At 48.5% G+C, this 20,937-nt stretch carries 22 protein-coding genes and 1 pseudogene; 10 read left to right on the forward strand and 13 right to left on the reverse strand.

Annotated elements, in window-relative coordinates; translation table 11 throughout:
- The first annotated feature begins 147 nt into the window (after window positions 1-147).
- Window positions 148-1,248 carry a response regulator gene (locus LRP49_RS09555; RefSeq protein WP_274141880.1) on the forward strand — a complete coding sequence of 367 codons (1,101 nt, stop codon included), beginning with the start codon at window positions 148-150 and terminating at the stop codon, window positions 1,246-1,248.
- Window positions 1,249-1,251: 3 nt separating this feature from the next.
- Here the strand turns inward: LRP49_RS09555 and LRP49_RS09560 are convergent, their stop codons facing one another.
- The 7 genes and pseudogenes from LRP49_RS09560 to LRP49_RS25325 form a co-directional block, all read right to left on the reverse strand.
- A complete protein-coding gene (locus tag LRP49_RS09560) occupies window positions 1,252-1,884 on the reverse strand; it encodes a LysE family translocator (protein ID WP_274141883.1) in 633 nt (210 codons plus the stop codon).
- A gap of 263 nt (window positions 1,885-2,147) precedes the next feature.
- Window positions 2,148-2,756 carry a LysE family translocator gene (locus tag LRP49_RS09565; protein WP_274141944.1) on the reverse strand — a complete coding sequence of 203 codons (609 nt, stop codon included), beginning with the start codon at window positions 2,754-2,756 and terminating at the stop codon, window positions 2,148-2,150.
- A gap of 141 nt (window positions 2,757-2,897) precedes the next feature.
- Entirely contained in the window at window positions 2,898-4,277 is a 1,380-nt protein-coding gene (locus tag LRP49_RS09570) for a TRAP transporter large permease (protein ID WP_274141885.1), read from the reverse strand.
- Complete coding sequence (locus tag LRP49_RS09575; RefSeq protein WP_274141887.1) at window positions 4,274-4,840, reverse strand: TRAP transporter small permease subunit; 567 nt, start codon at window positions 4,838-4,840, stop codon at window positions 4,274-4,276. Before LRP49_RS09575 ends, LRP49_RS09570 begins: the two co-directional genes overlap by 4 nt.
- A 77-nt stretch (window positions 4,841-4,917) precedes the next feature.
- Window positions 4,918-6,027, reverse strand: coding sequence for a TRAP transporter substrate-binding protein (locus tag LRP49_RS09580; protein WP_274141889.1), 1,110 nt, complete (start codon window positions 6,025-6,027; stop codon window positions 4,918-4,920).
- A 332-nt stretch (window positions 6,028-6,359) separates the two neighbouring features.
- Complete coding sequence (locus tag LRP49_RS09585; RefSeq protein ID WP_274141891.1) at window positions 6,360-6,788, reverse strand: PepSY domain-containing protein; 429 nt, start codon at window positions 6,786-6,788, stop codon at window positions 6,360-6,362.
- A 65-nt stretch (window positions 6,789-6,853) separates the two neighbouring features.
- Window positions 6,854-7,198: pseudogene (locus LRP49_RS25325) on the reverse strand (hypothetical protein).
- Window positions 7,199-7,581: 383 nt separating this feature from the next.
- Here LRP49_RS25325 and metN point away from each other — a divergent pair.
- The 5 genes from metN (at window position 7,582) to LRP49_RS09615 (ending at window position 11,321) form a co-directional block, all read left to right on the forward strand.
- The gene (metN, locus tag LRP49_RS09595) at window positions 7,582-8,616 is read left to right on the forward strand and encodes a methionine ABC transporter ATP-binding protein MetN (RefSeq protein WP_274141893.1); all 1,035 of its coding nucleotides are present in this window, start codon (window positions 7,582-7,584) and stop codon (window positions 8,614-8,616) included.
- Window positions 8,606-9,298, forward strand: a complete 693-nt coding sequence (locus LRP49_RS09600; protein WP_078751228.1) for a methionine ABC transporter permease — start codon at window positions 8,606-8,608, stop codon at window positions 9,296-9,298. The genes metN and LRP49_RS09600 overlap by 11 nt, the downstream gene beginning before the upstream one ends.
- Before the next feature lie 47 nt (window positions 9,299-9,345).
- Window positions 9,346-10,161, forward strand: a complete 816-nt coding sequence (locus LRP49_RS09605; protein ID WP_274141894.1) for a MetQ/NlpA family lipoprotein — start codon at window positions 9,346-9,348, stop codon at window positions 10,159-10,161.
- 113 nt (window positions 10,162-10,274) lie between these two features.
- Window positions 10,275-11,039 carry a sulfite exporter TauE/SafE family protein gene (locus LRP49_RS09610; protein ID WP_274141896.1) on the forward strand — a complete coding sequence of 255 codons (765 nt, stop codon included), beginning with the start codon at window positions 10,275-10,277 and terminating at the stop codon, window positions 11,037-11,039.
- A gap of 12 nt (window positions 11,040-11,051) precedes the next feature.
- Complete coding sequence (locus LRP49_RS09615) at window positions 11,052-11,321, forward strand: Rdx family protein (RefSeq protein ID WP_274141897.1); 270 nt, start codon at window positions 11,052-11,054, stop codon at window positions 11,319-11,321.
- Here LRP49_RS09615 and LRP49_RS09620 read toward each other — a convergent pair.
- The 4 genes from LRP49_RS09620 to LRP49_RS09635 are packed head-to-tail and all read right to left on the reverse strand — an operon-like array spanning window position 11,318 to window position 13,564.
- A complete protein-coding gene (locus LRP49_RS09620) occupies window positions 11,318-11,713 on the reverse strand; it encodes a CBS domain-containing protein (RefSeq protein WP_274141898.1) in 396 nt (131 codons plus the stop codon). The genes LRP49_RS09615 and LRP49_RS09620 overlap by 4 nt on opposite strands.
- Window positions 11,710-12,060 (reverse strand): P-II family nitrogen regulator, encoded by a 351-nt coding sequence (locus LRP49_RS09625; protein ID WP_274141900.1) that lies wholly within the window; start codon window positions 12,058-12,060, stop codon window positions 11,710-11,712. The genes LRP49_RS09620 and LRP49_RS09625 overlap by 4 nt, the downstream gene beginning before the upstream one ends.
- An 11-nt stretch (window positions 12,061-12,071) precedes the next feature.
- A complete protein-coding gene (locus tag LRP49_RS09630) occupies window positions 12,072-12,863 on the reverse strand; it encodes a DUF1538 domain-containing protein (RefSeq protein WP_274141901.1) in 792 nt (263 codons plus the stop codon).
- Entirely contained in the window at window positions 12,860-13,564 is a 705-nt protein-coding gene (locus LRP49_RS09635; RefSeq protein ID WP_420791536.1) for a DUF1538 family protein, read from the reverse strand. Before LRP49_RS09635 ends, LRP49_RS09630 begins: the two co-directional genes overlap by 4 nt.
- Before the next feature lie 263 nt (window positions 13,565-13,827).
- Between LRP49_RS09635 and LRP49_RS09640 the strand changes: the two genes are divergently transcribed.
- Complete coding sequence (locus LRP49_RS09640; RefSeq protein ID WP_274141904.1) at window positions 13,828-14,724, forward strand: TIGR01777 family oxidoreductase; 897 nt, start codon at window positions 13,828-13,830, stop codon at window positions 14,722-14,724.
- A 74-nt stretch (window positions 14,725-14,798) separates the two neighbouring features.
- Here the strand turns inward: LRP49_RS09640 and LRP49_RS09645 are convergent, their stop codons facing one another.
- Window positions 14,799-17,219, reverse strand: coding sequence for an ABC transporter permease (locus LRP49_RS09645; protein ID WP_274141905.1), 2,421 nt, complete (start codon window positions 17,217-17,219; stop codon window positions 14,799-14,801).
- Window positions 17,216-17,893: an ABC transporter ATP-binding protein gene (locus LRP49_RS09650; RefSeq protein WP_274141906.1), complete on the reverse strand. Its 678-nt coding sequence runs from the start codon at window positions 17,891-17,893 to the stop codon at window positions 17,216-17,218. Before LRP49_RS09650 ends, LRP49_RS09645 begins: the two co-directional genes overlap by 4 nt.
- Between LRP49_RS09650 and tesA the strand changes: the two genes are divergently transcribed.
- From tesA to LRP49_RS09665, 3 genes are all read left to right on the forward strand, one after another.
- Window positions 17,892-18,494 carry a multifunctional acyl-CoA thioesterase I/protease I/lysophospholipase L1 gene (tesA, locus tag LRP49_RS09655; RefSeq protein WP_274141907.1) on the forward strand — a complete coding sequence of 201 codons (603 nt, stop codon included), beginning with the start codon at window positions 17,892-17,894 and terminating at the stop codon, window positions 18,492-18,494. The two genes, LRP49_RS09650 and tesA, sit on opposite strands and share 2 nt — an antisense overlap.
- A 13-nt stretch (window positions 18,495-18,507) precedes the next feature.
- The gene (locus tag LRP49_RS09660) at window positions 18,508-19,335 is read left to right on the forward strand and encodes an SDR family oxidoreductase (RefSeq protein WP_274141909.1); all 828 of its coding nucleotides are present in this window, start codon (window positions 18,508-18,510) and stop codon (window positions 19,333-19,335) included.
- Window positions 19,336-19,778: 443 nt separating this feature from the next.
- Window positions 19,779-20,633, forward strand: coding sequence for a thioredoxin family protein (locus LRP49_RS09665; RefSeq protein ID WP_274141910.1), 855 nt, complete (start codon window positions 19,779-19,781; stop codon window positions 20,631-20,633).
- Window positions 20,634-20,937 lie beyond the last annotated feature (304 nt).

A 20,937-nucleotide genomic window follows, 5' to 3' on the forward strand; every position in this document is an offset into this window, starting at 1 on the left:
ACCCATGAAGCTAAGTTGGAGACAATGTCAACGTAAGGTTCAGGGGCTAAACGCATGTCTCAATTAAAATATTACGTCTCTTTGTTGGAACATTAGTAAGAGTAGACCTAGGATTGAATAAGTGAAAAGTGAATCAGGACCCCTTGGATGTTGTCACCCGTATACAGTCCAAAAAAGCGCGCAACCATACTGGTGGTAGACGACACACCAGAAAACCTTGTTTTCGTCAGTGAGATGCTGAAGGAAAAGTACGAGGTTAAGGCGGCGACCAACGGACAAACTGCGCTGGCGATTGTAGAAAAGTTCTCCATCGACCTTATACTGCTCGATGTCGTCATGCCCGGCATGGACGGCTACGAAGTATGCCGCCAGATAAAAGCGAAAAAAACCTGCTGCGAGATCCCTGTTATTTTCCTTACGTCCAAATCTAAAGTGGAAGATCAGGAATTTGGTTTTTCTGTGGGTGCTGCCGACTACATCAAAAAGCCCCTCAGCCCGCCAATCACAATGGCGCGCATCAAGATTCACCTAGAGAACAAAGCGTCGAAGGACTTTCTGGCGGACCAGAACGAGTTTTTGGAATCAGAGGTGCAGCGACGTGTCAAAGAACTTAGCGTTATTCAAGATGTGACGATCAACGCCCTCGCAAGCCTTGCCGAAACGCGAGATCAAGAAACCGGTAACCATATCGTTCGAACTCAGTACTACGTGAAACTGCTGGCAGACCAGCTTTACCTGAAAGGCAAACACCCCGACATTGTGACACCCGAGTTCATTACTATGGTGTTCAAAACTGCACCACTGCACGATATTGGCAAAGTCGGTATACCCGATGCGGTACTTCTGAAACCGGGCAAGTTAACCGGGGAAGAATTCGACATCATGAAGACCCACGCCAAGCTGGGCTACGATGCGATTGTGAAAGCAGAAGACGAGGTGGGCGCGCACTATCCCTTCTTGAGCGCAGCAAAAGAAATTGCCTACGGTCACCACGAGAAGTGGGACGGCTCAGGTTATCCGCAAGGACTCGCTGGCGAAGATATTCCGCTCAGCGCGCGCTTGATGGCTGTCGCTGATGTATTTGATGCATTGGTCAGTAAGCGAGTTTACAAGGCGGCCATGACCAACGATGAAGCGTTTGAGATTATTCGGGAAGGCAGAGGATCGCACTTCGACCCTCTGCTTGTAGACACGATGTTTGATCTAAAAGACGAATTTATACGGATTTCTGAAACATACAAAGACTGAGTCTTATCCCAGTGCCAACCACACGCCAACACCCATCATCAGTGTACCGGCTATTCGGTTCATCAACCTCACGTTGCCGCTTTTTTGCAAGAAGTGGCGCAAGGTGCGACCACCGCTTGCATACATCAGCAAACAGCCAAATTCAGTAAACAGGATGATGCCAATCAGCACGGAAAGTTGAGGCACCACAGGCAACTGCGAATTAATAAACGGCGGTAGCAGTGAAATCATAAATGCCCACCCTTTCGGGTTTGCAATCGCGGTGACAAAGCCTTGCGTCGCCAGAGTCAGTGCAGATGTTTTGGGACTTGCTGTGAAATCCTCCGGAATCGCCATCTTTCCTTTGGACAACCACATTTGCACGCCAATATAGAAAAGGTAAGCCCCACCTGCATATTTTAGGAAGATGAAAAGCTCTGGGTAGTTCAGCATAATCGCCGCCACCCCTACAACAGATGCGAGCGCGACCAAACCAACACCAATCAACTCTCCCCACATCATGTGTAAGCTACGTCGAACACCAATACTCATACCCAACGTCATGGCTAACGTCATACACATTCCCGGCGTCACCGAGACGAAAAAGAAGGTTGGAACAAACACTGCTAACAGCGCAATATCAACTGCAGATGCCACAAAATCTCCGGCAAAATTGAGCAAAAAGAAGATCAGTAGAAACCGAGTCTCGATCGGCGTCAAGCAGTATTGCTGAGACACAAAGTCTTTAAGCAAATAAGGTGGTTACGTGATGCAAAGTGGTTTGATGACGTGAGGGCGTTTAACGAAAGTTCGTAGGGAAAACACCGTTTAGATGGTAACAGGGGAACACATTGTGTTCCCCTGTTGGTATTCGACGAAGAAGGTCTGCTCGTCTTCCTCGCGAGAGATTAAACGTGAGATCAGCCTAGAGCTAACCACACGCCGACACCGACCATCAGCGAGCCAGCAATACGATTCATCAACTGAACGTTGCCGTTTTTCTGCAGAAGATGACGCAGTGTTCTTCCGCCACTTGCGTACAACAACAGACAAGCAAATTCAGTGATCAGGATGATGCTGATCAGCACAGACAATTGCGGTGCCAGTGATTGCGCTGGGTTGATAAATGGTGGCAATAAAGAAATATTGAACGCCCAGCTTTTCGGGTTCGACACTGCAGTGAAAAAGCCCTGCATGGTTAACGTCATTGCCGAGGTGCTCGTTCCAGCATTGGGATCATCTGAGATCGCCATCTTACCTTTGGATAACCACATCTGTGCGCCAATAAACACCAGATACAGGCCACCAAGGGTCTTTAGTGCCGTAAATACATTTGGATAGTTCAGCATGATTGCTGCCACGCCAATAACAGACGAAAACGCAACCAAACCAACACCCGCCAATTCACCCCACATCATATAAAGGCTGCGTCGAACGCCAATACTCATGCCTAACGTCATGGCAAGCGTCATACACATCCCAGGGGTGATTGAAACGAAAAAGAAAGTTGGAATAAACACCGCCAACATGGCGATATCAACAGCGGATACCACTTAAACTCCGGACTGAAGCAAACAAAAAGTGGCCTAGTAGATGCTGAGTCCCGACTTTCGTCAAGTAATAAAATAGGCAAAAAAAAGCCCCCAGTTTTTGGGGGCCTTCGATTGGTTTTAACCGTAAACCATATCAGGTAGCCACGTTGCCATTCCTGGCCAATAGGCTAACAGAGCCAACACCAATAACTGGATAGCAATGAACGGCATGACACCACGATAAATGCTCATCGTTGAGATGGAATCAGGTGCGACACCCCGCAAGTAAAACAACGAAAAGCCAAATGGTGGAGTAAGGAATGACGTTTGAAGGTTGAGGGCTATCATGATCCCTAACCAGACAGGGTCAACACCCATCGTCAGCAAAATTGGCGCAACAATCGGGATCACCACGAACGTAATTTCGATGAAGTCGAGGAAGAAACCAAGGAGGAACAACACCAGCATCACCAACAACATCGCGCCGAAAACGCCACCCGGTAGGCTAGTCAGAAACTCCCTGACGATATCATCACCACCAAATCCTCGGAACACCAAAGCAAAGAGTGAGGCTCCAATCAGGATCATAAAGACCATGGCGGTAACTTCAGTGGTTGTCCGCAAGACCTGCTTTAACATCGGCAAGCTAAACATACGCTTGCTCACCGCCAGAACAATCGCCCCAACAGAGCCCACGGATGCCGCTTCGGTGGGTGTCGCAACGCCAGCCAAAATGGACCCCAATACCAACACAATAAGCAGCACTGGCGGAACCAATACGGTCACCACCTGCAAGAGCAGCTCTTTACTCACCTTGCGTTCATCTGCGGGAATAGGCGGTACACGATGAGGCTGAAGCAAAGACACGCCAATAATGTATACGATATACATGCCCACCAGCACAAAGCCGGGGATCAGCGCACCCAGAAACAAGTCACCCACGGTAACGCTATCAGGCGAGTAGATCCCCTGATCGAGTTGCGCTTGCTGATAGGCGGCTGAAATAACGTCACCCAACAAAACCAAGACGATCGACGGCGGGATTATTTGTCCCAAAGTACCTGACGCACAAATGGTGCCCGTCGCAATACGCGGGCAATACCCTCGCTTCATCATAGATGGCAACGATAGCAACCCCATGGTCACAACTGTCGCGCCGACAATACCGGTACTCGCTGCCAACAGCATGCCTACGATTGTCACGGAAATACCAAGACCGCCAGCCAAGCCGCCAAACACTTGGCCCATGGTATCCAGCAAGTCTTCCGCTATTCGCGATTTTTCCAGCATCACTCCCATAAAAACAAACAAGGGAATCGCCACTAACAGCTCATTTGAAAGCGTGCCAGAAATTCGATTGGGAATCGCTTCAAGAAACGCGGGATCGAAACTGCCCGTTGCAGAGCCAATAAACGCAAACAGTAATGCTGAGCCACCCAACGAAAAGGCTACGGGATAGCCCATCAGCAAAACACCAAAGGTGAACAGGAATAAAAAGAGTGCGAGGAACTCGGTCATAGTGCGTGCTCCTCATCATGATCTTCAAGCTGCTTCGCCAACTCTTGATGGCCTGTCAGCGTCAGTATCGATTTCAGTACTTCAGCAAAGCCTTGCAGGAGCACCAAGGTAGGCATCAACAGAATGCTGGTTTTAAAAATATATCGGGCATCCACACCGCCCGCTTCTTGCGACCCTTCCATGATTGACCATGACGCCGAGACATAATCCCAAGCAATGTAAAAAATGAAGGCACAAGTTGGTACCAGAAGAAAAACGAAGCCAATTAAATCGACCCAAGCTTTCTTTTTGTCAGATGCAGGACGGTAAAAAATATCGACACGTACATGCGCACCTTTTAATAAGGCGTATCCCGCACCAAGCATGATGACGTAATTGTGAAAATAAAGAATAGACTCTTGCATGAAGACGGAGCCCGTGTTGAACACATACCTCATCACCACCACGACAAAGGTGATGATGACGATAGCCAACACGAACCAAGAAACAAAACGTCCCGTCCAGTCAGTGAATCGATTTATGCCTCGAATCAGGGCGATAAGAAAAGGAGATGCGGTATCCATACTGCTGCTCTAACTGCGTTGGGCGAAAAGGGATAAGAAAACGGGGGTAAGCAGATGCTTAACCCCCGGAAAAACAATTACTGAGGATTACGCGCGTTCAGCATCGCTTGCTCGGAAATGGCATGCCAATCAACGGCTTGATCGCGGAACGATTTGTAAGAGTCGTACACTTTCTTACTGATCGCATCCACTTCCGCTTGTTCTGCAACCACTTGGTCCGCCAATGTCTGAAGCTCTGTCAGCACTTGTTTAGGATAGGGGCGCATTTGAATATTGTGCTCGTTGATCAAGCTTTCCAATGCCGCATTGTTGCGCGCCGTGTACTCGGCCAGCATATCAGCATTGGCCACGCGTGTTGCCGCGAGAACAATTGCTTGCAGGTCTTTTGGCAGTTTGTTGAAAGCGTCTTTATTGATCAGAGCTTCCAGTGTCGTGCCTGGCTCATGCCAACCTGGGTAGTAGTAGTATTTAGCGGCTTTATGCAGACCAAACGCCAAGTCGTTGTATGGACCTACCCACTCCGTTGCATCAATAGCACCGGATTGTAACGATGGGAAAATTTCGCCACCTGGCAACAATACTGGCGTACCACCTGCGCGTTTCAGTACTTCGCCACCCAAACCTGGAATACGCATTTTCAGGCCTTCCAAGTCTTGAATCGTATTGATTTCTTTATTGAACCAACCGCCCATCTGCACGCCCGTATTACCTGCAGGCATTGGGATGACACCAAAGGGCTCATAGGCTTCAGCCCAAAGCTCCAAGCCACCACCGTTGTAGATCCACCCATTCATTTCCTGAGCAGTCAAACCAAACGGAACCGCAGCAAAAAACTGACCTGCTGGTGCCTTACCTTTCCAGTAGTAACCCGCACCGTGTCCCATCTCTGCCGTACCACGAGAAACCGCATCAAATACATCTAACGCCCCAACCAACTCGCCTGCACCATAGACTTTTACGTCTAGTCGTCCATCACTCATCTCAGTGATTAGTTCTGCAAGATTGTTCGCACCTGTACCTAAACCGGGGAAGTTTTTCGGCCAGGTCGTTACCATTTTCCATTCAATTTTTTCTTGCTCTGCTGGCTTAGCTTCAGCAGCGGCTTCTTGCTTTTGCTCCCCACAGCCTGATAACAGCACACCCAGTGCAACTGTTGTAGCGGCGAGAAATGAACGACGTTTAAACATGAGTTCGGTCTCCTTGCTTGGATTCGGCCAATATGACAGCAGCACAAAATGTTGTGACGATAAAATCAGGTACTGCGTTAGTTCGCCTTGTTATTCTCATTAATAAATTCAGTTAATGAGATGTTTAAAATACTTTACTCATTTTGACCGACTGCCAGTAGTGAGTTCGCTGGGTTGTTTGAAGTTGGTCAAACAATAAGCGGACATTCTTTAAACACCTGATAGATATGACCCTCTGTGGCTTGAGAACACCGTGCTACCTCATTACCTGCCAACCATTTCCTCACTCCAAAAGGGGAAAAGAAAAGCCCCAACAAGGGGCTTTTTACGTGCTAGTTAATCACTTGTTTAATGGCAGGAACTTTTCTGAACACCAACCAATCAATACCCACAATCGCGATCACGGATGCACCAGCTAAAGGAAATAGCACACAAATCGTCGCCAGCGTGATAAACCCGACGACCCAGAATCCACTTCCTTCCGGACTGGGTGGTGCTGCCAAACGCCCCGCGCCTCTAGGGCGGCGTTTCCACCACATGATTCCACCTATAAATGAAATCACCATAAACACGACGCAAAAAACAACGTTGAGGATTTTGTTCACCACACTGACTCCCCCTTTGTGTAGCGCGATGCCTGCCGCCATGGATTTCGCCAGCAGGTTGTAGTCAGCAAACCCTATGTCCGCGAGCTCGTCACCACTGTACTGATCAACATGCATCGTTCTGTCTTGAGTAGGGTTCGAGATGTCTCCACTCATGGTATTCGCAGTGCATTTTTAGTCACTAAACGAAAAATGCATTGGCCTTATAGATTCTTAGAAAGTTAACGAGAACGCATGATGAAAGGCGGGGCGCGAACGCGAGGGGACGCAAACTTTTCACGTTTAACAAATTGTTCGTAAGCGGGATCACCCGCAAATTTGATGAATGTGTGGCTTTCTGTCGTTGAAAGTGCCAGTTGGTGACACTATGAGAAGTGGCTAAAGGGGCACGGTTTGCCATGGTGCTTACCATCATGGGAGGCGTCATCCTCTCCTTCTAGTTGCACCAATTTAAACCCGTTGACGGTACAGAGTCGCTCCCAGACGCCTGCATTGCTTCCATGTGCATTTATCACCGGCATTAGCGATACAAGCCCCCAACTTAAGGCACTTGCTATCAACATCATTCGCTTAAATGATCGGCTCACATCGACTCTCTGACCGCCAAAGCAAACAGAAAACGTAGTCTATGTGGGGAGCGCCATCGTGCGTGAGTACAAAAAAACAGCAACCGATGCAAAGTGAGAGAGAAAACAGGTTACATAGTCGAAAGGATTAGGTATTTGTATCTATATCGGCACAAGCGTTTCAATTTGCTCTCCTTCCCTTGTCGTTTACGGCCCTCCGTTATTTCACACCAATAAATATACGTATAGACGTCTAGCCGTAAAAATATCTATTGACACAGGTCACAACAATAAATAGCATCAAATACCAAGATACAAAATAAAACCAAAGAAAATCACTATATTTTAACGTTTGTTTAACACGATTTTGTCCAGGAAGGCGTATGATCGAAATAAAACAGGTTAATAAGGAGTTCAAACAGGGTACGCAGATTATCCATGCCCTGCGTGACATTAACCTTTCCATTCCTCAGGGCAGGATTTTTGGTGTTATCGGCGCATCAGGAGCTGGCAAAAGCACACTGATCCGAATCGTTAACCTCCTTGAACGCCCAACCAGTGGAACCGTCACCGTTGATGGTATTGAACTCACTGCACTGTCTGATGCTGAACTGACAAAAGAACGTCAGAAGATCGGCATGATTTTCCAGCACTTTAACTTATTGTCGTCCCGCACCGTGTTTGACAACGTCGCACTCCCTCTAGAACTTGCAGGTAAAAGCAAACAGCACATTGATGACAAAGTCTCAGAGTTGTTGGAACTAGTAGGCCTTAGCGACAAGCACCAGAGTTACCCGTCAAACCTAAGTGGTGGTCAAAAGCAGCGCGTCGCAATCGCACGTGCATTGGCAAGCGACCCAAAAGTACTGCTGTGTGACGAAGCCACCAGCGCATTAGACCCTGCCACCACACACTCTATTTTGAACCTTTTGCAGACCATCAACCAAAAGCTGGGACTCACCATTTTGCTGATCACCCACGAGATGGACGTTGTAAAACGCATCTGTCACGAAGTGGCCATCATCGGTGGCGGTGAGCTATTGGAAAACGGCCCGGTCGGCGACATCTTTGCACACCCGAAAACGGAACTGGCGCGCACTTTCATTCGCTCGACGTTGGATCTGTCCATTCCGCAAGAATACGCAGAGCGTTTACAACGCGACAGCCAAGGAAAACTGCCACCTTTGGTACGTCTGGAGTTTACCGGTGCAAGTGTGGATGCGCCTTTGGTCAGCCAGATTTCGCGCAAATTCAATATTGATGTCAGCATCTTAAGTGCAGACATGGACTACGCCGGCGGCGTCAAATTCGGCCTGATGTTGGCAGAGTTTTTCGGTGAAGAGAACGATGTGAATCAATCGTTGGCGTATTTGAAGGAACACAATATCAATATCGAGGTGCTGGGCTATGTCGCTTAATATCGCAAGCATTTCAGGCTGGTTCGCTGAAAACGAACGTCTGGTAAATCTTCTTATCGAAGCCCTTGGCCAGACCCTTACCATGGTGCTCGTTTCAGGCGCAATTGGCTTCTTGTTTGGTATTCCACTGGGCGTGCTGCTTCATTTAAGTAAGCCTCGTGGCCTGCTTGAAAACAAAGCACTAAATAAAGTATTGGGAACAGTGGTGAACATTGGTCGTTCAATCCCGTTCATCATTTTGCTGGTTGCCATTATCCCGTTTACCCGTTTTGTCGTGGGCAGCTCAATTGGCACAGCGGCTGCGATTGTGCCACTGACGGTTGGCGCAATCCCGTTCATTGCGAGACTGGTTGAAGGTGCGCTGTTAGAAGTGCCATCAGGCCTCGTTGAAGCGGCGCAATCGATGGGCGCGACGCCACTGCAAATCATCCGCAAAGTACTGCTTCCTGAAGCACTGCCGGGTATTTTGAACGGCGTCACTATCACCCTGATTACGCTAGTGAGTTATTCCGCAATGGCAGGTGCTGTTGGCGGTGGTGGCCTCGGAGATGTCGGTATTCGCTATGGTTACCAACGTTTCGATGGCACCGTCATGATGATCACCATCGTCATGCTGGTGATACTGGTTCAACTCATTCAATCTGCGGGCGACTACCTTGTGAAGCGCGTTGACCACAGATAACAGTACAAAAATTAAAACATGGATTTTTCAATTTAAGGAGATGCGTTATGAATTTCACACTTAAGAAGATAGCAACCGTTGTTGGTTTGGCATCTGTATTGGCTTTGACTGGCTGTGGTAAAGAAGAACAGACGGTTGATCTAAGCAAAGTGAAAATTGGTGTTATTGCCGGTGCAGAAGAGCAAGTGGCTGAAGTGGCCGCCAAAATTGCCAAAGAAAAATACGGTCTGGATGTAGAACTCGTTACGTTCTCTGACTATGTAACACCAAATGCTGCGTTGGAAGAAGGCTCTATTGACGCAAACGCATTCCAACACAAACCGTATCTGGATCAGCAGATCACTGACCGTGGTTACAAGTTTGAAATCGCAGGCAACACACTGGTTTACCCAATCGCGGGTTACTCAACCAAAGTGAACTCCGTTGATCAAATCCAAGACGGCGCGCAAATCGCGGTACCTAACGATCCAACCAACCTTGGCCGTTCTTTGTTGCTGCTTGAGAAGCAAGGCTTGATTGAAGTGAAAGATTCAGCAGGCCTGGCTGCGACCGTTCTGGATATCACCAGCAACCCGAAAAATTTGGACATCGTAGAACTGGAAGCCGCTCAGCTACCTCGCTCACTGGATGACGTAACGCTGGCTATCATCAACAACACGTTTGCGAGCTCTATCAACCTGACGCCAGAAAAAGACGGCATCTTTGTTGAAGATAAAGAATCACCATACGTAAACCTGATTGTGGCGCGCACTGACAACGTGAAAGCTGAGAACGTGCAACAGTTCGTGAAAGCATATCAAACTGACGAAGTGTACAACGCTGCATCAGAAGTGTTTGACGGCGGTATCGTTAAAGGCTGGTAATTTCTTATTATCACCACTGAATCTAAAAGCCTGTGTCCTCACAGGCTTTTTTCTTGGCATCTTTTTGTCATCGTGTTATCAACACTGCACTTCAGATTTTTCTTAGACCGAATATGGATTTTCTCTCAACGCTAGGCCTGTTTATTGGGTCACTTTTGGCAAACACTTTCGCTTCTCTCGCTGGCGGTGGTGCTGGCTTGTTACAGCTTCCCCTTCTCCTCTTTCTCGGTCTGACATTTTCAGTCGCACTGGCAACGCACAAAGTGGCTTCTGTTGCTCTCGGATTGGGTGCTGCACTCAAACATTGGCGAAGCGGTAATCTCGACCCTGCACTGACGGTCTACGTAACCCTTGCGGGAGCGGCGGGTGTTGTTGGTGGTGCTAATCTCATTTTGTTTGTTCCAGGTCCTGTCGCAGAAGCCTTGCTTGGTGCTTTTATCATTGGTCTTGGCATTTACTCACGAATGCGAAAATCACTCGGTCAGGAAGCATTCCCAAAGCATCGAGATACAATCGGTATGATTATCGGGTGCCTTGGCCTTAGCGCGATTGGGATACTCAATGGGTCGCTCACTGCAGGCACAGGACTATTCGTTACTCTGTTTTTGGTCCGGTGGTTCGGGTTAGATTACAAACAAGCCGTGGCATTGACGCTGGTCAGCGTGGGACTTTTCTGGAATGGATTGGGGGCCGCTACATTGGCATATGCGGGAGCAGAAATATACTGGCCGTGGATCCCTGCCCTGCTGGTCGGCTCGTTGATAGGCGGCTACCTTGGTGCCTACCTCGCCGATAAATACAGCAATAAAATGATTAAAATTGCCTTTGAGATCCTGACGTTTATTGTCGGTGCCAAACTCTTGGTCGGTGTGTTTTAACAAGGAAGAATCATGGTTAACATCGAGATTTATTACTGTCGTCAGTGCAATTGGATGCTTCGCTCGACCTGGATGGCGCAAGAATTACTCTCTACTTTCAGTGAAGAAATAACGAGCCTTACGCTGCATCCAGACACCGGAGGACGCTTTGAGATCCACTGCAATGGCGAAGTGATTTGGGAACGCAAACGTGACGGCGGATTCCCAGAAGCCAAGGTCTTAAAGCAGCGCGTCAGAGATATCTTCGATCCCGCACGCGATCTTGGCCACAACGACCGTTAGTCTGCCAGCATCCCATACATAACAATGCTGTTGTAGCTGACAACCCCCAGCACTTCTCCGTTTTCAATCACGGGAGCGCGACTGATACCAAACCGTTCAAACAGTCGAGCACAGTATTTTACGTTCATATCCGGTGGTACACCCAGTGCGGGTTTTGTCATTATTTCATAAACATTAACGCGCTCTGGTGAACGGTTTTGCGAGAGCACTTTTTTCGCAATGTCGTTCATTAGCACAAAACCATATTCGTCGTCGTCATTGCGCTTTTTAATTACCAAGGCTTTAATCTGACGGTCACGCGCAATACGAATGGCCTCCGCAACCGTGGTTAATCCATCAATCAGAGCAAAGTCATCTTTCATAACGTCGCTTACGCGCTTGGTTAGCTTCATAATTCCTCCTCAATTTTGCTGCTTAATTCCTGCACTTGGTGGGCAACACCCACCGCGTCTTCCACATCAAGTTGGACTGCAATCCCCTTACCTGATGACGCGTCAAATTCGCCCACCACATTGATGGTTTCGAGAATAGCGCGTGCTAAGTGCTCTTCCACTAGGAACAAAACGACATCTCGTTGTACGTCCAATGTCAGGCCAAAGAAGGTCTTTTTCTTGGTTAACCCTTCCCCGCGGGCATTGTTAATGACCGTGGCCCCCGTTGCACCAGCCTGTCTTGCCGCATCAAGCACAGCGTCCGTTTTAGAATCTTCTATGAAGGCAACGATTAATTTAAATCGCATTTTAACTACCTCTATTCTTCTTGTGCGTGCTGGCGATTTGCCAACCGCTGCGTTATTTGGGCATATCCCATCACCGTGATCATGGGAAACAGGCTGGCAAAGGCGATAAGGCCAAAGCCATCAATCAAAGGGCTTCTACCTGGCACTGTCGATGCAAGACCGAGGCCAAGAGCTGTCACTAAAGGAACCGTGACGGTTGAGGTTGTCACGCCACCCGAGTCGTATGCCAAAGGCACAATAAACTTGGGTGCAAAGTAGGTCTGAATCACCACAAAGACATAACCGGTGATGATGTAATAGTGGATGGGGTCACCTGCGACGATGCGATAACAACCGAGAGAAATACCCATCGCCACACCGAGTGCGACGGAAAAACGTAAGCCATTAACACTGATTGCCCCACCTGATACTTGCGAGGCTTTAATCGCAACAGCGATCAGCGACGGCTCCGCCACTGTTGTACTAAACCCTATTGCGGCTGCAAATACATAGACCCAATAGTAATGATGCCACTCCACCACGAGCGGCATAGTCTCCCCTTCACCGAAGAGAAATTCGGGTGTAGTAAGCTGCACCGCCATCGACTCACCAAGGGGAAATAAGGCCAGTTCCAACCCCATCAAGAACAGGGATAGCCCAATCAACACATATACGAACCCGAAGACAATGCGTCTTACATTCGCAATGGGCTGGCGAAGTACTGCAAATTGAAAACCAAATATGATGCAGACGATGGGAAATACATCGCGCACGGTCGAGAAAAGTGTGTCGATAAAGGTAGGGATGAGAGAACTGAATATCATGCCACCACCATTCCATAGACCATGACGAAAATCATCGGTGATAACGACGCAAACGCGATCAAGCCAAAACCGTCAACCATGGGATTTCGCCCTTTTATCACGGTGGCCAACCCAACACCCAGTGCCGTTACGAGCGGAACAGTTATGGTTGACGTCGTCACACCGCCCGAATCATACGCGATACCTATGATGTAACGCGGTGCCAGCATGGTCATTAACACCACCAGCAGATATCCACCAATAATAATCAGGTGAATAGGCCAACCTTTGAGGATCCGGAGTACACCCAGCATGATGGCAAACCCCACCGACAAGGCAACAGTCACCCTCAAGCCATTGGCGTACGTTTCCTGTGCAGCAGCTTCCATCGCAATCATGCCGCCTTCAGCCGCAACTTCTGCCGCCTCAGCCGCGACGGCTGTCAGAGCTGGCTCCGCAATGGTGGTACCGAACCCAAGCAAGAAGGCAAACGTCATCAGCCAAAACACGCTCCCTTTTCTTGCGAGCGCATGCGCCATGGACTCCCCTATCGGGAACAAGCCCATTTCCAAGCCAAATACAAAGAAGGTCAGCCCCATCACTACAAGTACGAGACCGACAAGAATAGATATGCTGTCTGGCATCGGCTGCTGCAAGACAACGATTTGGAAAAATCCAATAACAAGGATGATCGGGAGTAAATCCTTCAAGCTCCCAAGCATCGCGCTCAATAATGCGGTGATTCCTTTCACATTCACTCCGGTTAGCCAGATCTAATTCATCGGGAAAAGATGGAGAATGGAAAACAGGCAATTGCCTATCTAACAGTGCGCCAGTGTAAAGAAAATTTCTATCTCACAATGTCTATAGGGTGATAAATGTAACAAGGTTTTTCAAACATGCGGGAAGATATATCTATCAGAGATGATCAAATAACTGTTTGAATGCATACTGGATCTATAAAGCGCGTTTAAGGATGCTCACCATGCATATTCTTATCACGGGTGGCACCGGATTGATCGGACGAGCGTTAATAGATCAACTATCCGACCATCAGATCACCTTGTTAACCCGTTCCCCATCGAAGGCGAGATCGATGTTCTCCCGCTCGTTACGTTGCATAGAAAACATCGATGAACTGGATAATTTCAACGACATAGATGCAGTTATCAATCTGGCTGGCGAACCGATTGTTGACAAGCGTTGGTCAGATCAGCAAAAAGGCATCATTTGCTCCAGTCGTTGGGGAATCACAGAGCAACTGGTTAAGAAAATACTCGAAGCTGACAATCCGCCACACACTTTTATCAGCGGCTCGGCAGTTGGGATTTATGGCAATCAAGGCGACAAAGAGATTGATGAAAGTTTCATCTCTAACGCCACTGATTTTGCGCACGCGGTTTGCGACAATTGGGAAAAAATTGCGGTTCGTGCGAAAGCGTCCAAGACACGGGTTTGTCTACTTAGAACTGGGATCGTTTTGAGCCAAGAAGGCGGCGCATTGAAGAAGATGTTACTGCCCTACCAACTTGGCCTTGGCGGCCCTATCGGTGCGGGTAAACAATATTTCCCTTGGATCCACATCGACGACATGGTTGGCGGGATTTTGTATCTGTTGAATACCGAATCCGCGAGCGGTGCCTTTAATCTTACCGCGCCAAATCCAGTAACCAACAAAGCGTTCAGCCAAGCACTGGCGGGTGCATTACACCGACCACATATTCTGTTTACCCCACCTTTTGCCATTAAGCTCATGCTTGGCGAAGCAGGACAGTTACTGCTTGAAGGACAACGTGCCGTGCCAAAGGCTCTGCTGGAGTCGGGTTACAAATTCCAGTTCAGTGAAATCCGCCCAGCACTCGACAATATTTTCGCTAACTAGCGAAGGTCATAGTTGAAAATGAAAACGGCGCAGATGCGCCGTTTTTGTTGCCTCATTTCAAAGCACAACTGTCGCTAACGTTTTAGCGGCTCAAGCAGCCCTTTGATCATCCACGCCACGGTGATAAACACCAAACCGACTGCGAGCGTGGGCAAGCTTAACCACACCTCTGGATGCAATCGCACAGGCAATTCAACGCCCCATTTCAGCAACCCCGCCATGGCTAACTCCGCACCGCCAACCGCCATACACCCTGACACTAACGCCATGATGCCGTATTCAGCCCAAAGCGTTGTGTTGATACGGGCCCTACTCGCCCCCAAGGTACGATAAAGCATGATTTCCCGCTCTCTTTCTGCCAGTGAGATACGAAGTAATGTCAGTAGCAGCAGTAAACCACTAACCACGGCAAGACCCGCTAATACAGACAGTGACAAGCTTATTTGGCGCAAAATAACCTGAATGCGTTCACTCATGGTACGCAGATCCAATAGCGTTACCGTCTGAAAATCGCGCCCTAACGTATTGATGATGTCACTTTGGCCTTGCTCTAAACGAAAACTTATCAACCAATTGGCAGGTAACGATTCAACCAACGCTGGGTCAAAGATGAAGTAGAAGTTTGGCTTCATGTTGCGCCATTCCACTTCTCGAATAGAGTTCACCGTCGCATCAAACTCTTGGCTATTTACGCTGAAGGTCAATACATCACCAATGCGAAGACCCAGCCGCTGCGCAATGCCTTCTTCAACAGATACGCCGCCTTCGCTTGGCCATTCACCCTCCAACACCACATTATGGCTTGGCAAGGTTTCACGCCATGTGAAGTTAAGCTCTCGTCTCAGTGCTTCATCTCTCTCCTGACGATCTGGCTCAAGTTCTGTGTAACTCACTCCATTTCGCCCAACCAATCGCCCCCGGATAACAGGATACGCTTCTGAGCGCTGCAGGTTGTTTTGATCGAGGCGATCGACATAATCACCTAACTCCTGCTTGGCGATATTAAGGGCAAACACATTGGGAGCTTCTGGTGGCAGGGTTTGCTGCCAATCGTTTAATAAGTCCGTTCTTAATAGCCAAATAATGGACAACAACATAAAAGATGTCGCCAACGCGCCTAGCTGCGCGCCACTTGCTGCAGGGTTTCGCGTGATACGACTTAACGCAAGTTTGAACGCTGGCCGTTTGACGCGACGTTGCGCAAAACGCAGCACAAATACGCCCATTGCCGCGAGCAAACTCAGCATGACGACCAAAGCCGCCAATACCAACCACATCAGACGGTTATCGTAAGACCACGCAATCAAAGCAAGGATGGGGACGGACGCAAGCAACCAACTCCATGGGTTCTTTCGCGCTTTCACCGCACTTTGAGATTGCAACACATTGATCGCTGGCGCATCAATCAACCGAATAAGTGGAATACCTAACGCAGGCAAAGCCACCAGCAAAGCAACCAGTGGCCCTAATACCCAAGGAAGGAAGCCATAGCTTGGCAATGGAGAAGGCAGAACATCGGCAAGCGGCAGACGAAGCAAATATTCCAGGGCTGCCCCTGACGCCAAACCAATCACAGAAGAAAAAACAATCAGCATCACTAGTTGTTTGCTGAGCCACTTACGTACCCAGCTTCTTTGGGCACCAAGGCTTTTCACCATAGCCAAAGTTTGCGTTCTGCTATCTACGTAATGTTGGCATGTCAGCAGCAAGGTCGCTGCCGCCATAATGATCACCAGCACAACCGTTAATGACAGGTACCCACGGCTTCTATCCAACATATCACCCGTTCTGTCACCTGTGTTTTCGTCAATCCATCGCTGTCCTTCCTGAATGGAATAGGCCGCTTTCACCTCTGCGAGTGCGCTTTCGCTGCCTCTAAAAAAGTAGCGGTAATTAACGCGACTTCCCGGTCTTACCACCCCAGCAGCATCCACATCACTTTGGTGCATCAAGGCGGCAGGCATTTGACTGAAAGGGTTAAATGACAACTCGGGTTCGGAAATGATCGTCCCTGTGACTGTCAGCGTCACATCGCCCACATCAACGCTGTCTCCCAGTGATACATCGAGCAGGGTCAGTAAACGCTCTTCTAGCCACAGCTCTCCCGGCTGTACGCTATTGTGCATAACATCCTGCCGTTGCAGCTCTAACGTACCGCGCAACGGATAGTTGCTTTCCACCGCTTTCACGCTGATTAACTGCATGCTTTCATCACTGAACGCCATGGTGCCGAAACGGGTTTGATCCGACGTTTCAACGTCAAGAGCATCAAACGCTGCCAGCGCATTGGCCGACAAGGGTTGATTGCTTCGCAGCACTAAATCCGCCGCCAACATGGAACGGCCTTGTTGGGTTAAGACAGACTCAATTCGCCCCGCCAACGCTGACAACGCAAAGACACACGCGATAATCAACGCCAGCGCAGCAACAACAGGCCATAACTGACCATGAAAGAGTTCGCGCCATGCCCAGCGCCAAATTAAGGTCCGCCTCATGCTGCCCCCACCAATTCACCTGCATTTAGGTGCAACGTACGATGACAACGATCGGCCAAAACAGGATCGTGAGTAACAAGGATCAACGTCGTCCCATGATCACGATTTAGACTGAACAGCAAATCGATTACGGTCGCCGCCGTGTGCTGATCGAGATTTCCGGTTGGCTCATCAGCAAACAACACTCGAGGTTTTGTCATAAACGCGCGAGCTATAGCGACACGCTGCTGCTCACCACCAGACAATTGAGACGGTAAATGGGTTTCTCTGCCTGATAACCCCACCGAATTCAGTAATTCCATCGCCCTTTCTTCATCTTCGTCATCACCACGAATCGTGCATGGCAGGAGGACGTTTTCTAAGGCAGTGAGAGAAGGAACAAGAAGAAAACTTTGGAAAACAAATCCAATAGATTCTGCACGAATCGCCGCGCGCTCATCTTCGGTTAATACTGAAAGTGGTGACCCCAATAGCTCTATTTCGCCCTTGCTTGGCGTATCTAACCCAGCCAGTAAGGTCATCAGCGTTGATTTCCCTGCGCCGGAAACACCAACCAAAGCAATACTTTCCCCCTGCTCGACCTGAAGCGAAACATCCTGCAAAATGGTCAGAGTCTGCGCATTGGTCGTCACTATTTTTGAGACGTTGTTAGCCCTAATCACTGGAGTTGTCATGTTTCGTATCCTTACATTCTGTCTTTTACTTATCAGTCACAGCAGTGCCGGACAAACCTTAATGGTACTGGGTGACAGCTTGAGTGCTGGCTATCAAATGGCCATTGAAAAAAGCTGGCCTTCGCTAATGGCTCCGCAACTGGCCGCGCATACACCCGTCAGCCAGGTTGTTAACGCAAGCATCTCTGGCGACACCACTGGAAACAGTCTTGATAGACTGCCTCAACTGCTGGAACAACATAAGCCTGATTGGGTGATGATCGAATTAGGTGCTAACGACGGTTTGCGTGGCTTTCCACCCAATAAAATACGAGCAAACCTAGAAGAATTGATCACCATAAGTGCGGAAAGTGGCGCAAATGTGATGCTGATGCAGATCCACATTCCTCCTAATTATGGTCAACGATACAGCAATGCTTTTGCCAATATCTATCCAACGTTAAGTAAAGAAATGCAAATCCCACTTTTGCCCTTCTTTATGGAGAAAGTCGTGATGACCGACGACTGGATGATGTCTGACGGCCTGCATCCGAAAGCCATTGCTCAGCCTTGGATTGCTGATTTTATGACAGAGCAAATGTCACCTTACCTCAATCAATAAGGATTGTTACTACATGACAAAAACGGTCTTAATCACCGGATGTTCAACAGGGATAGGTTACGCCTGCGCTCACGCACTGCGGAAACAAGGGTTTGATGTGATTGCATCTTGCCGCGCCCAAGAAGATGTAGAAAAACTGAAAGGAGAAGGACTCAACTGCATTCAGCTTGACCTAGCCGATACTGGCAGCATCCTTTCTGCTATCGAGCTGGTAAAAAGACAAACCGGCGGAAAACTCTATGGGTTGTTTAATAACGGGGCATATGGCCAACCTGGCGCATTGGAAGACTTACCAACCGAGGCGTTAAGAAAGCAGTTTGAAACCAATGTGTTTGGCTGGCACACGCTCACACAAGCAGTCATCCCTTTAATGATGGCAAACGGCAGTGGGCGCATCGTTCAAAACAGCTCAGTCCTCGGTTTTGTCGCGTTAAAGTATCGGGGGGCGTATAACGCCAGTAAGTTTGCCATTGAAGGGTATACCGATACCTTGAGGCTGGAACTTGAAGACACGTCGATTCAAGTGAGCTTAATCGAACCCGGCCCGATCGAAAGCCGCTTTCGCGCCAATGCGCTAGCCGCTTTTTTCGACTTTATTGACCTGAACGCCAGTCGGCATGAAGCTGATTATTTAAAACAAAAACAACGTCTTGAAAGCGTAAAATCCGGCAGTAAATACACGCTTCCTTCAGAAGCGATTATTGACCCCCTGCTCCATGCATTGACAGCAAATCAGGCTAAAATTCGCTACAGAGTCACGAAACCAACCCAGTATATGGCCATTTGTAAACGGATCCTTTCTTCGCGCATGCTCGATAAAATGCTCTCTAAAGGCGGCTAATAGTGATGAGGATCCCAAAGATCCTCTTAAAAACAATTCTGTCAGATTCACAGTACTGTCATAAAGGCGTGCTATTCTCCTTACCGTACCGTGAAACACCTGCCACCATCTTCATCTTCGATGTGAAGCGAGTCGGATCAGGCCGTGAACGGGGATTACAAAAAAAACAAATTTCCCCAAAAGGAGCCGGACTATGTCCTTAAGTCAACTGAACTGGCTCTGTTTGAGTGTTACGCTGGCAGTTTTGCTTGTGTTCTAAGTCAGCGTCTCATATCGACGAGCGCAAAATAGAAGGCCGCTGTGAATACAGCGGCTTTTTTGTTTTTATCGTCCAATGCCTCGAATTTCAGCGTGATACAGCCAAAACTTCCTCGCTCAATGCCTTGAATTTTCCGTCTGCTCCCCCCACCTTTAGAGCATTACTCAATAGATCAGGCACAGCCATGCAACCGAATTACATTGTTGAACTTACCGAGCAGAACTTTCAGCAGGTTCTCGAAGGCTCCGTCGAGAACCCAGTACTGATCCACTTCTGGGCGCAAATGAGCCCTGAAAGCACCGAGATTATTCCCGCCCTTGAAAAGCTCGCTCATGAGTACAGCGGTGCATTTACTCTGGCTCTGTTGAACTGCGAACAACAGCAGATGCTCGCAGCGCAATTTGGCGTTCGTTCATTGCCGACCATCGCGCTGTTTAGCAACGGTCAACCTGTCGATGGCATTGCGGGTCCACAAACTGAAGATTCAGTAAAAGAGATGCTTAGCCGCCATCTCCCTGGCCAAGATGAAATGGCATTCAAACAGGCGCAAGCGTTGATCACAGATGGCAACTTCACTGAAGCATTGGCACAATTAAAATTGCTCGAAGCTTCTTTAGGCGAGTTGGGTGTATTTAAACTGGCATTGGCGGAGTGCTATGTTGAAACACAGCAGTACGATCTCGCTGAAACCATTCTTGGCACCGTGCTAATGCAAGATCAAGATGCACAATACAAAGCACTAGTAGCAAAAGTTGAGCTTCATAAGCAAGCGGCTGACACCCCAGAGATCCGTGAACTCCAGAAAGCCTTCGAATCCGACCCAGAAAACGCAGACCTAGCCTACGAACTTGCTATCCAATACAGTCAAGTAAACCGCCAAGAAGAAGCGTTAGAGCTTTTAATTGGCTTGCTTCGCAAGAACCTGAACTTTGCAGACGGCGATGCGAAGAAAACCATGATGGATATTCTCGCGGCACTTGGGCAGGGCAATGAAGTCGCAGGGCGATACCGTCGCCAGCTATACGCGTTGCTCTACTAAATCCTCTTATTTTTATATTCAATCCAAGGTGTCTCTTTGCCAACGTATAGGAAAAACTGTGAGAGACACTTTGGTTACAAGGCAAACACGAACGCGTCGAATTTTATGCAGCGAAGTACTCTGCTTCCAATCAAGTCGCCCCGCCAAATCAATCCGTTCTCTTGAGCTATTAATGCTTTCCCTAAAAGAGATACGACGAGACTTAGCCATCATCCCAACAAGACACACCGAAAACCTCACTCAATAAAAAGTCACAATTTGCGGCAAATGTATCATTTTTGAGCCAGACTAGATTTTGTACATC

Origin of the sequence: Enterovibrio qingdaonensis, from assembly GCF_028683135.1 — a bacterium.
GTDB classification, from domain to species: Bacteria; Pseudomonadota; Gammaproteobacteria; order Enterobacterales; family Vibrionaceae; genus Enterovibrio; species Enterovibrio qingdaonensis.

What these genes read in the sequence shown, in the direction of transcription:
- metN (WP_274141893.1), top strand. Translation starts at nt 7,582, where the DNA reads ATGATCGAAATAAAACAGGTTAATAAGGAGTTCAAACAGGGTACGCAG.
- LRP49_RS09610 (WP_274141896.1), top strand. Translation starts at nt 10,275, where the DNA reads ATGGATTTTCTCTCAACGCTAGGCCTGTTTATTGGGTCACTTTTGGCA.
- LRP49_RS09650 (WP_274141906.1), bottom strand. Translation starts at nt 17,893, where the DNA reads ATGACAACTCCAGTGATTAGGGCTAACAACGTCTCAAAAATAGTGACG.
- LRP49_RS09555 (WP_274141880.1), top strand. Translation starts at nt 148, where the DNA reads ATGTTGTCACCCGTATACAGTCCAAAAAAGCGCGCAACCATACTGGTG.
- LRP49_RS09645 (WP_274141905.1), bottom strand. Translation starts at nt 17,219, where the DNA reads ATGAGGCGGACCTTAATTTGGCGCTGGGCATGGCGCGAACTCTTTCAT.
- LRP49_RS09660 (WP_274141909.1), top strand. Translation starts at nt 18,508, where the DNA reads ATGACAAAAACGGTCTTAATCACCGGATGTTCAACAGGGATAGGTTAC.
- LRP49_RS09620 (WP_274141898.1), bottom strand. Translation starts at nt 11,713, where the DNA reads ATGAAGCTAACCAAGCGCGTAAGCGACGTTATGAAAGATGACTTTGCT.
- LRP49_RS09585 (WP_274141891.1), bottom strand. Translation starts at nt 6,788, where the DNA reads ATGAGTGGAGACATCTCGAACCCTACTCAAGACAGAACGATGCATGTT.
- LRP49_RS09625 (WP_274141900.1), bottom strand. Translation starts at nt 12,060, where the DNA reads ATGCGATTTAAATTAATCGTTGCCTTCATAGAAGATTCTAAAACGGAC.
- LRP49_RS09615 (WP_274141897.1), top strand. Translation starts at nt 11,052, where the DNA reads ATGGTTAACATCGAGATTTATTACTGTCGTCAGTGCAATTGGATGCTT.
- LRP49_RS09600 (WP_078751228.1), top strand. Translation starts at nt 8,606, where the DNA reads ATGTCGCTTAATATCGCAAGCATTTCAGGCTGGTTCGCTGAAAACGAA.
- LRP49_RS09565 (WP_274141944.1), bottom strand. Translation starts at nt 2,756, where the DNA reads ATGTTGGCGGTGTTTATTCCAACTTTCTTTTTCGTTTCAATCACCCCT.
- LRP49_RS09575 (WP_274141887.1), bottom strand. Translation starts at nt 4,840, where the DNA reads ATGGATACCGCATCTCCTTTTCTTATCGCCCTGATTCGAGGCATAAAT.
- LRP49_RS09635 (WP_420791536.1), bottom strand. Translation starts at nt 13,564, where the DNA reads ATGCTTGGGAGCTTGAAGGATTTACTCCCGATCATCCTTGTTATTGGA.
- LRP49_RS09640 (WP_274141904.1), top strand. Translation starts at nt 13,828, where the DNA reads ATGCATATTCTTATCACGGGTGGCACCGGATTGATCGGACGAGCGTTA.
- LRP49_RS09605 (WP_274141894.1), top strand. Translation starts at nt 9,346, where the DNA reads ATGAATTTCACACTTAAGAAGATAGCAACCGTTGTTGGTTTGGCATCT.
- LRP49_RS09665 (WP_274141910.1), top strand. Translation starts at nt 19,779, where the DNA reads ATGCAACCGAATTACATTGTTGAACTTACCGAGCAGAACTTTCAGCAG.
- tesA (WP_274141907.1), top strand. Translation starts at nt 17,892, where the DNA reads ATGTTTCGTATCCTTACATTCTGTCTTTTACTTATCAGTCACAGCAGT.
- LRP49_RS09570 (WP_274141885.1), bottom strand. Translation starts at nt 4,277, where the DNA reads ATGACCGAGTTCCTCGCACTCTTTTTATTCCTGTTCACCTTTGGTGTT.
- LRP49_RS09630 (WP_274141901.1), bottom strand. Translation starts at nt 12,863, where the DNA reads ATGATATTCAGTTCTCTCATCCCTACCTTTATCGACACACTTTTCTCG.
- LRP49_RS09580 (WP_274141889.1), bottom strand. Translation starts at nt 6,027, where the DNA reads ATGTTTAAACGTCGTTCATTTCTCGCCGCTACAACAGTTGCACTGGGT.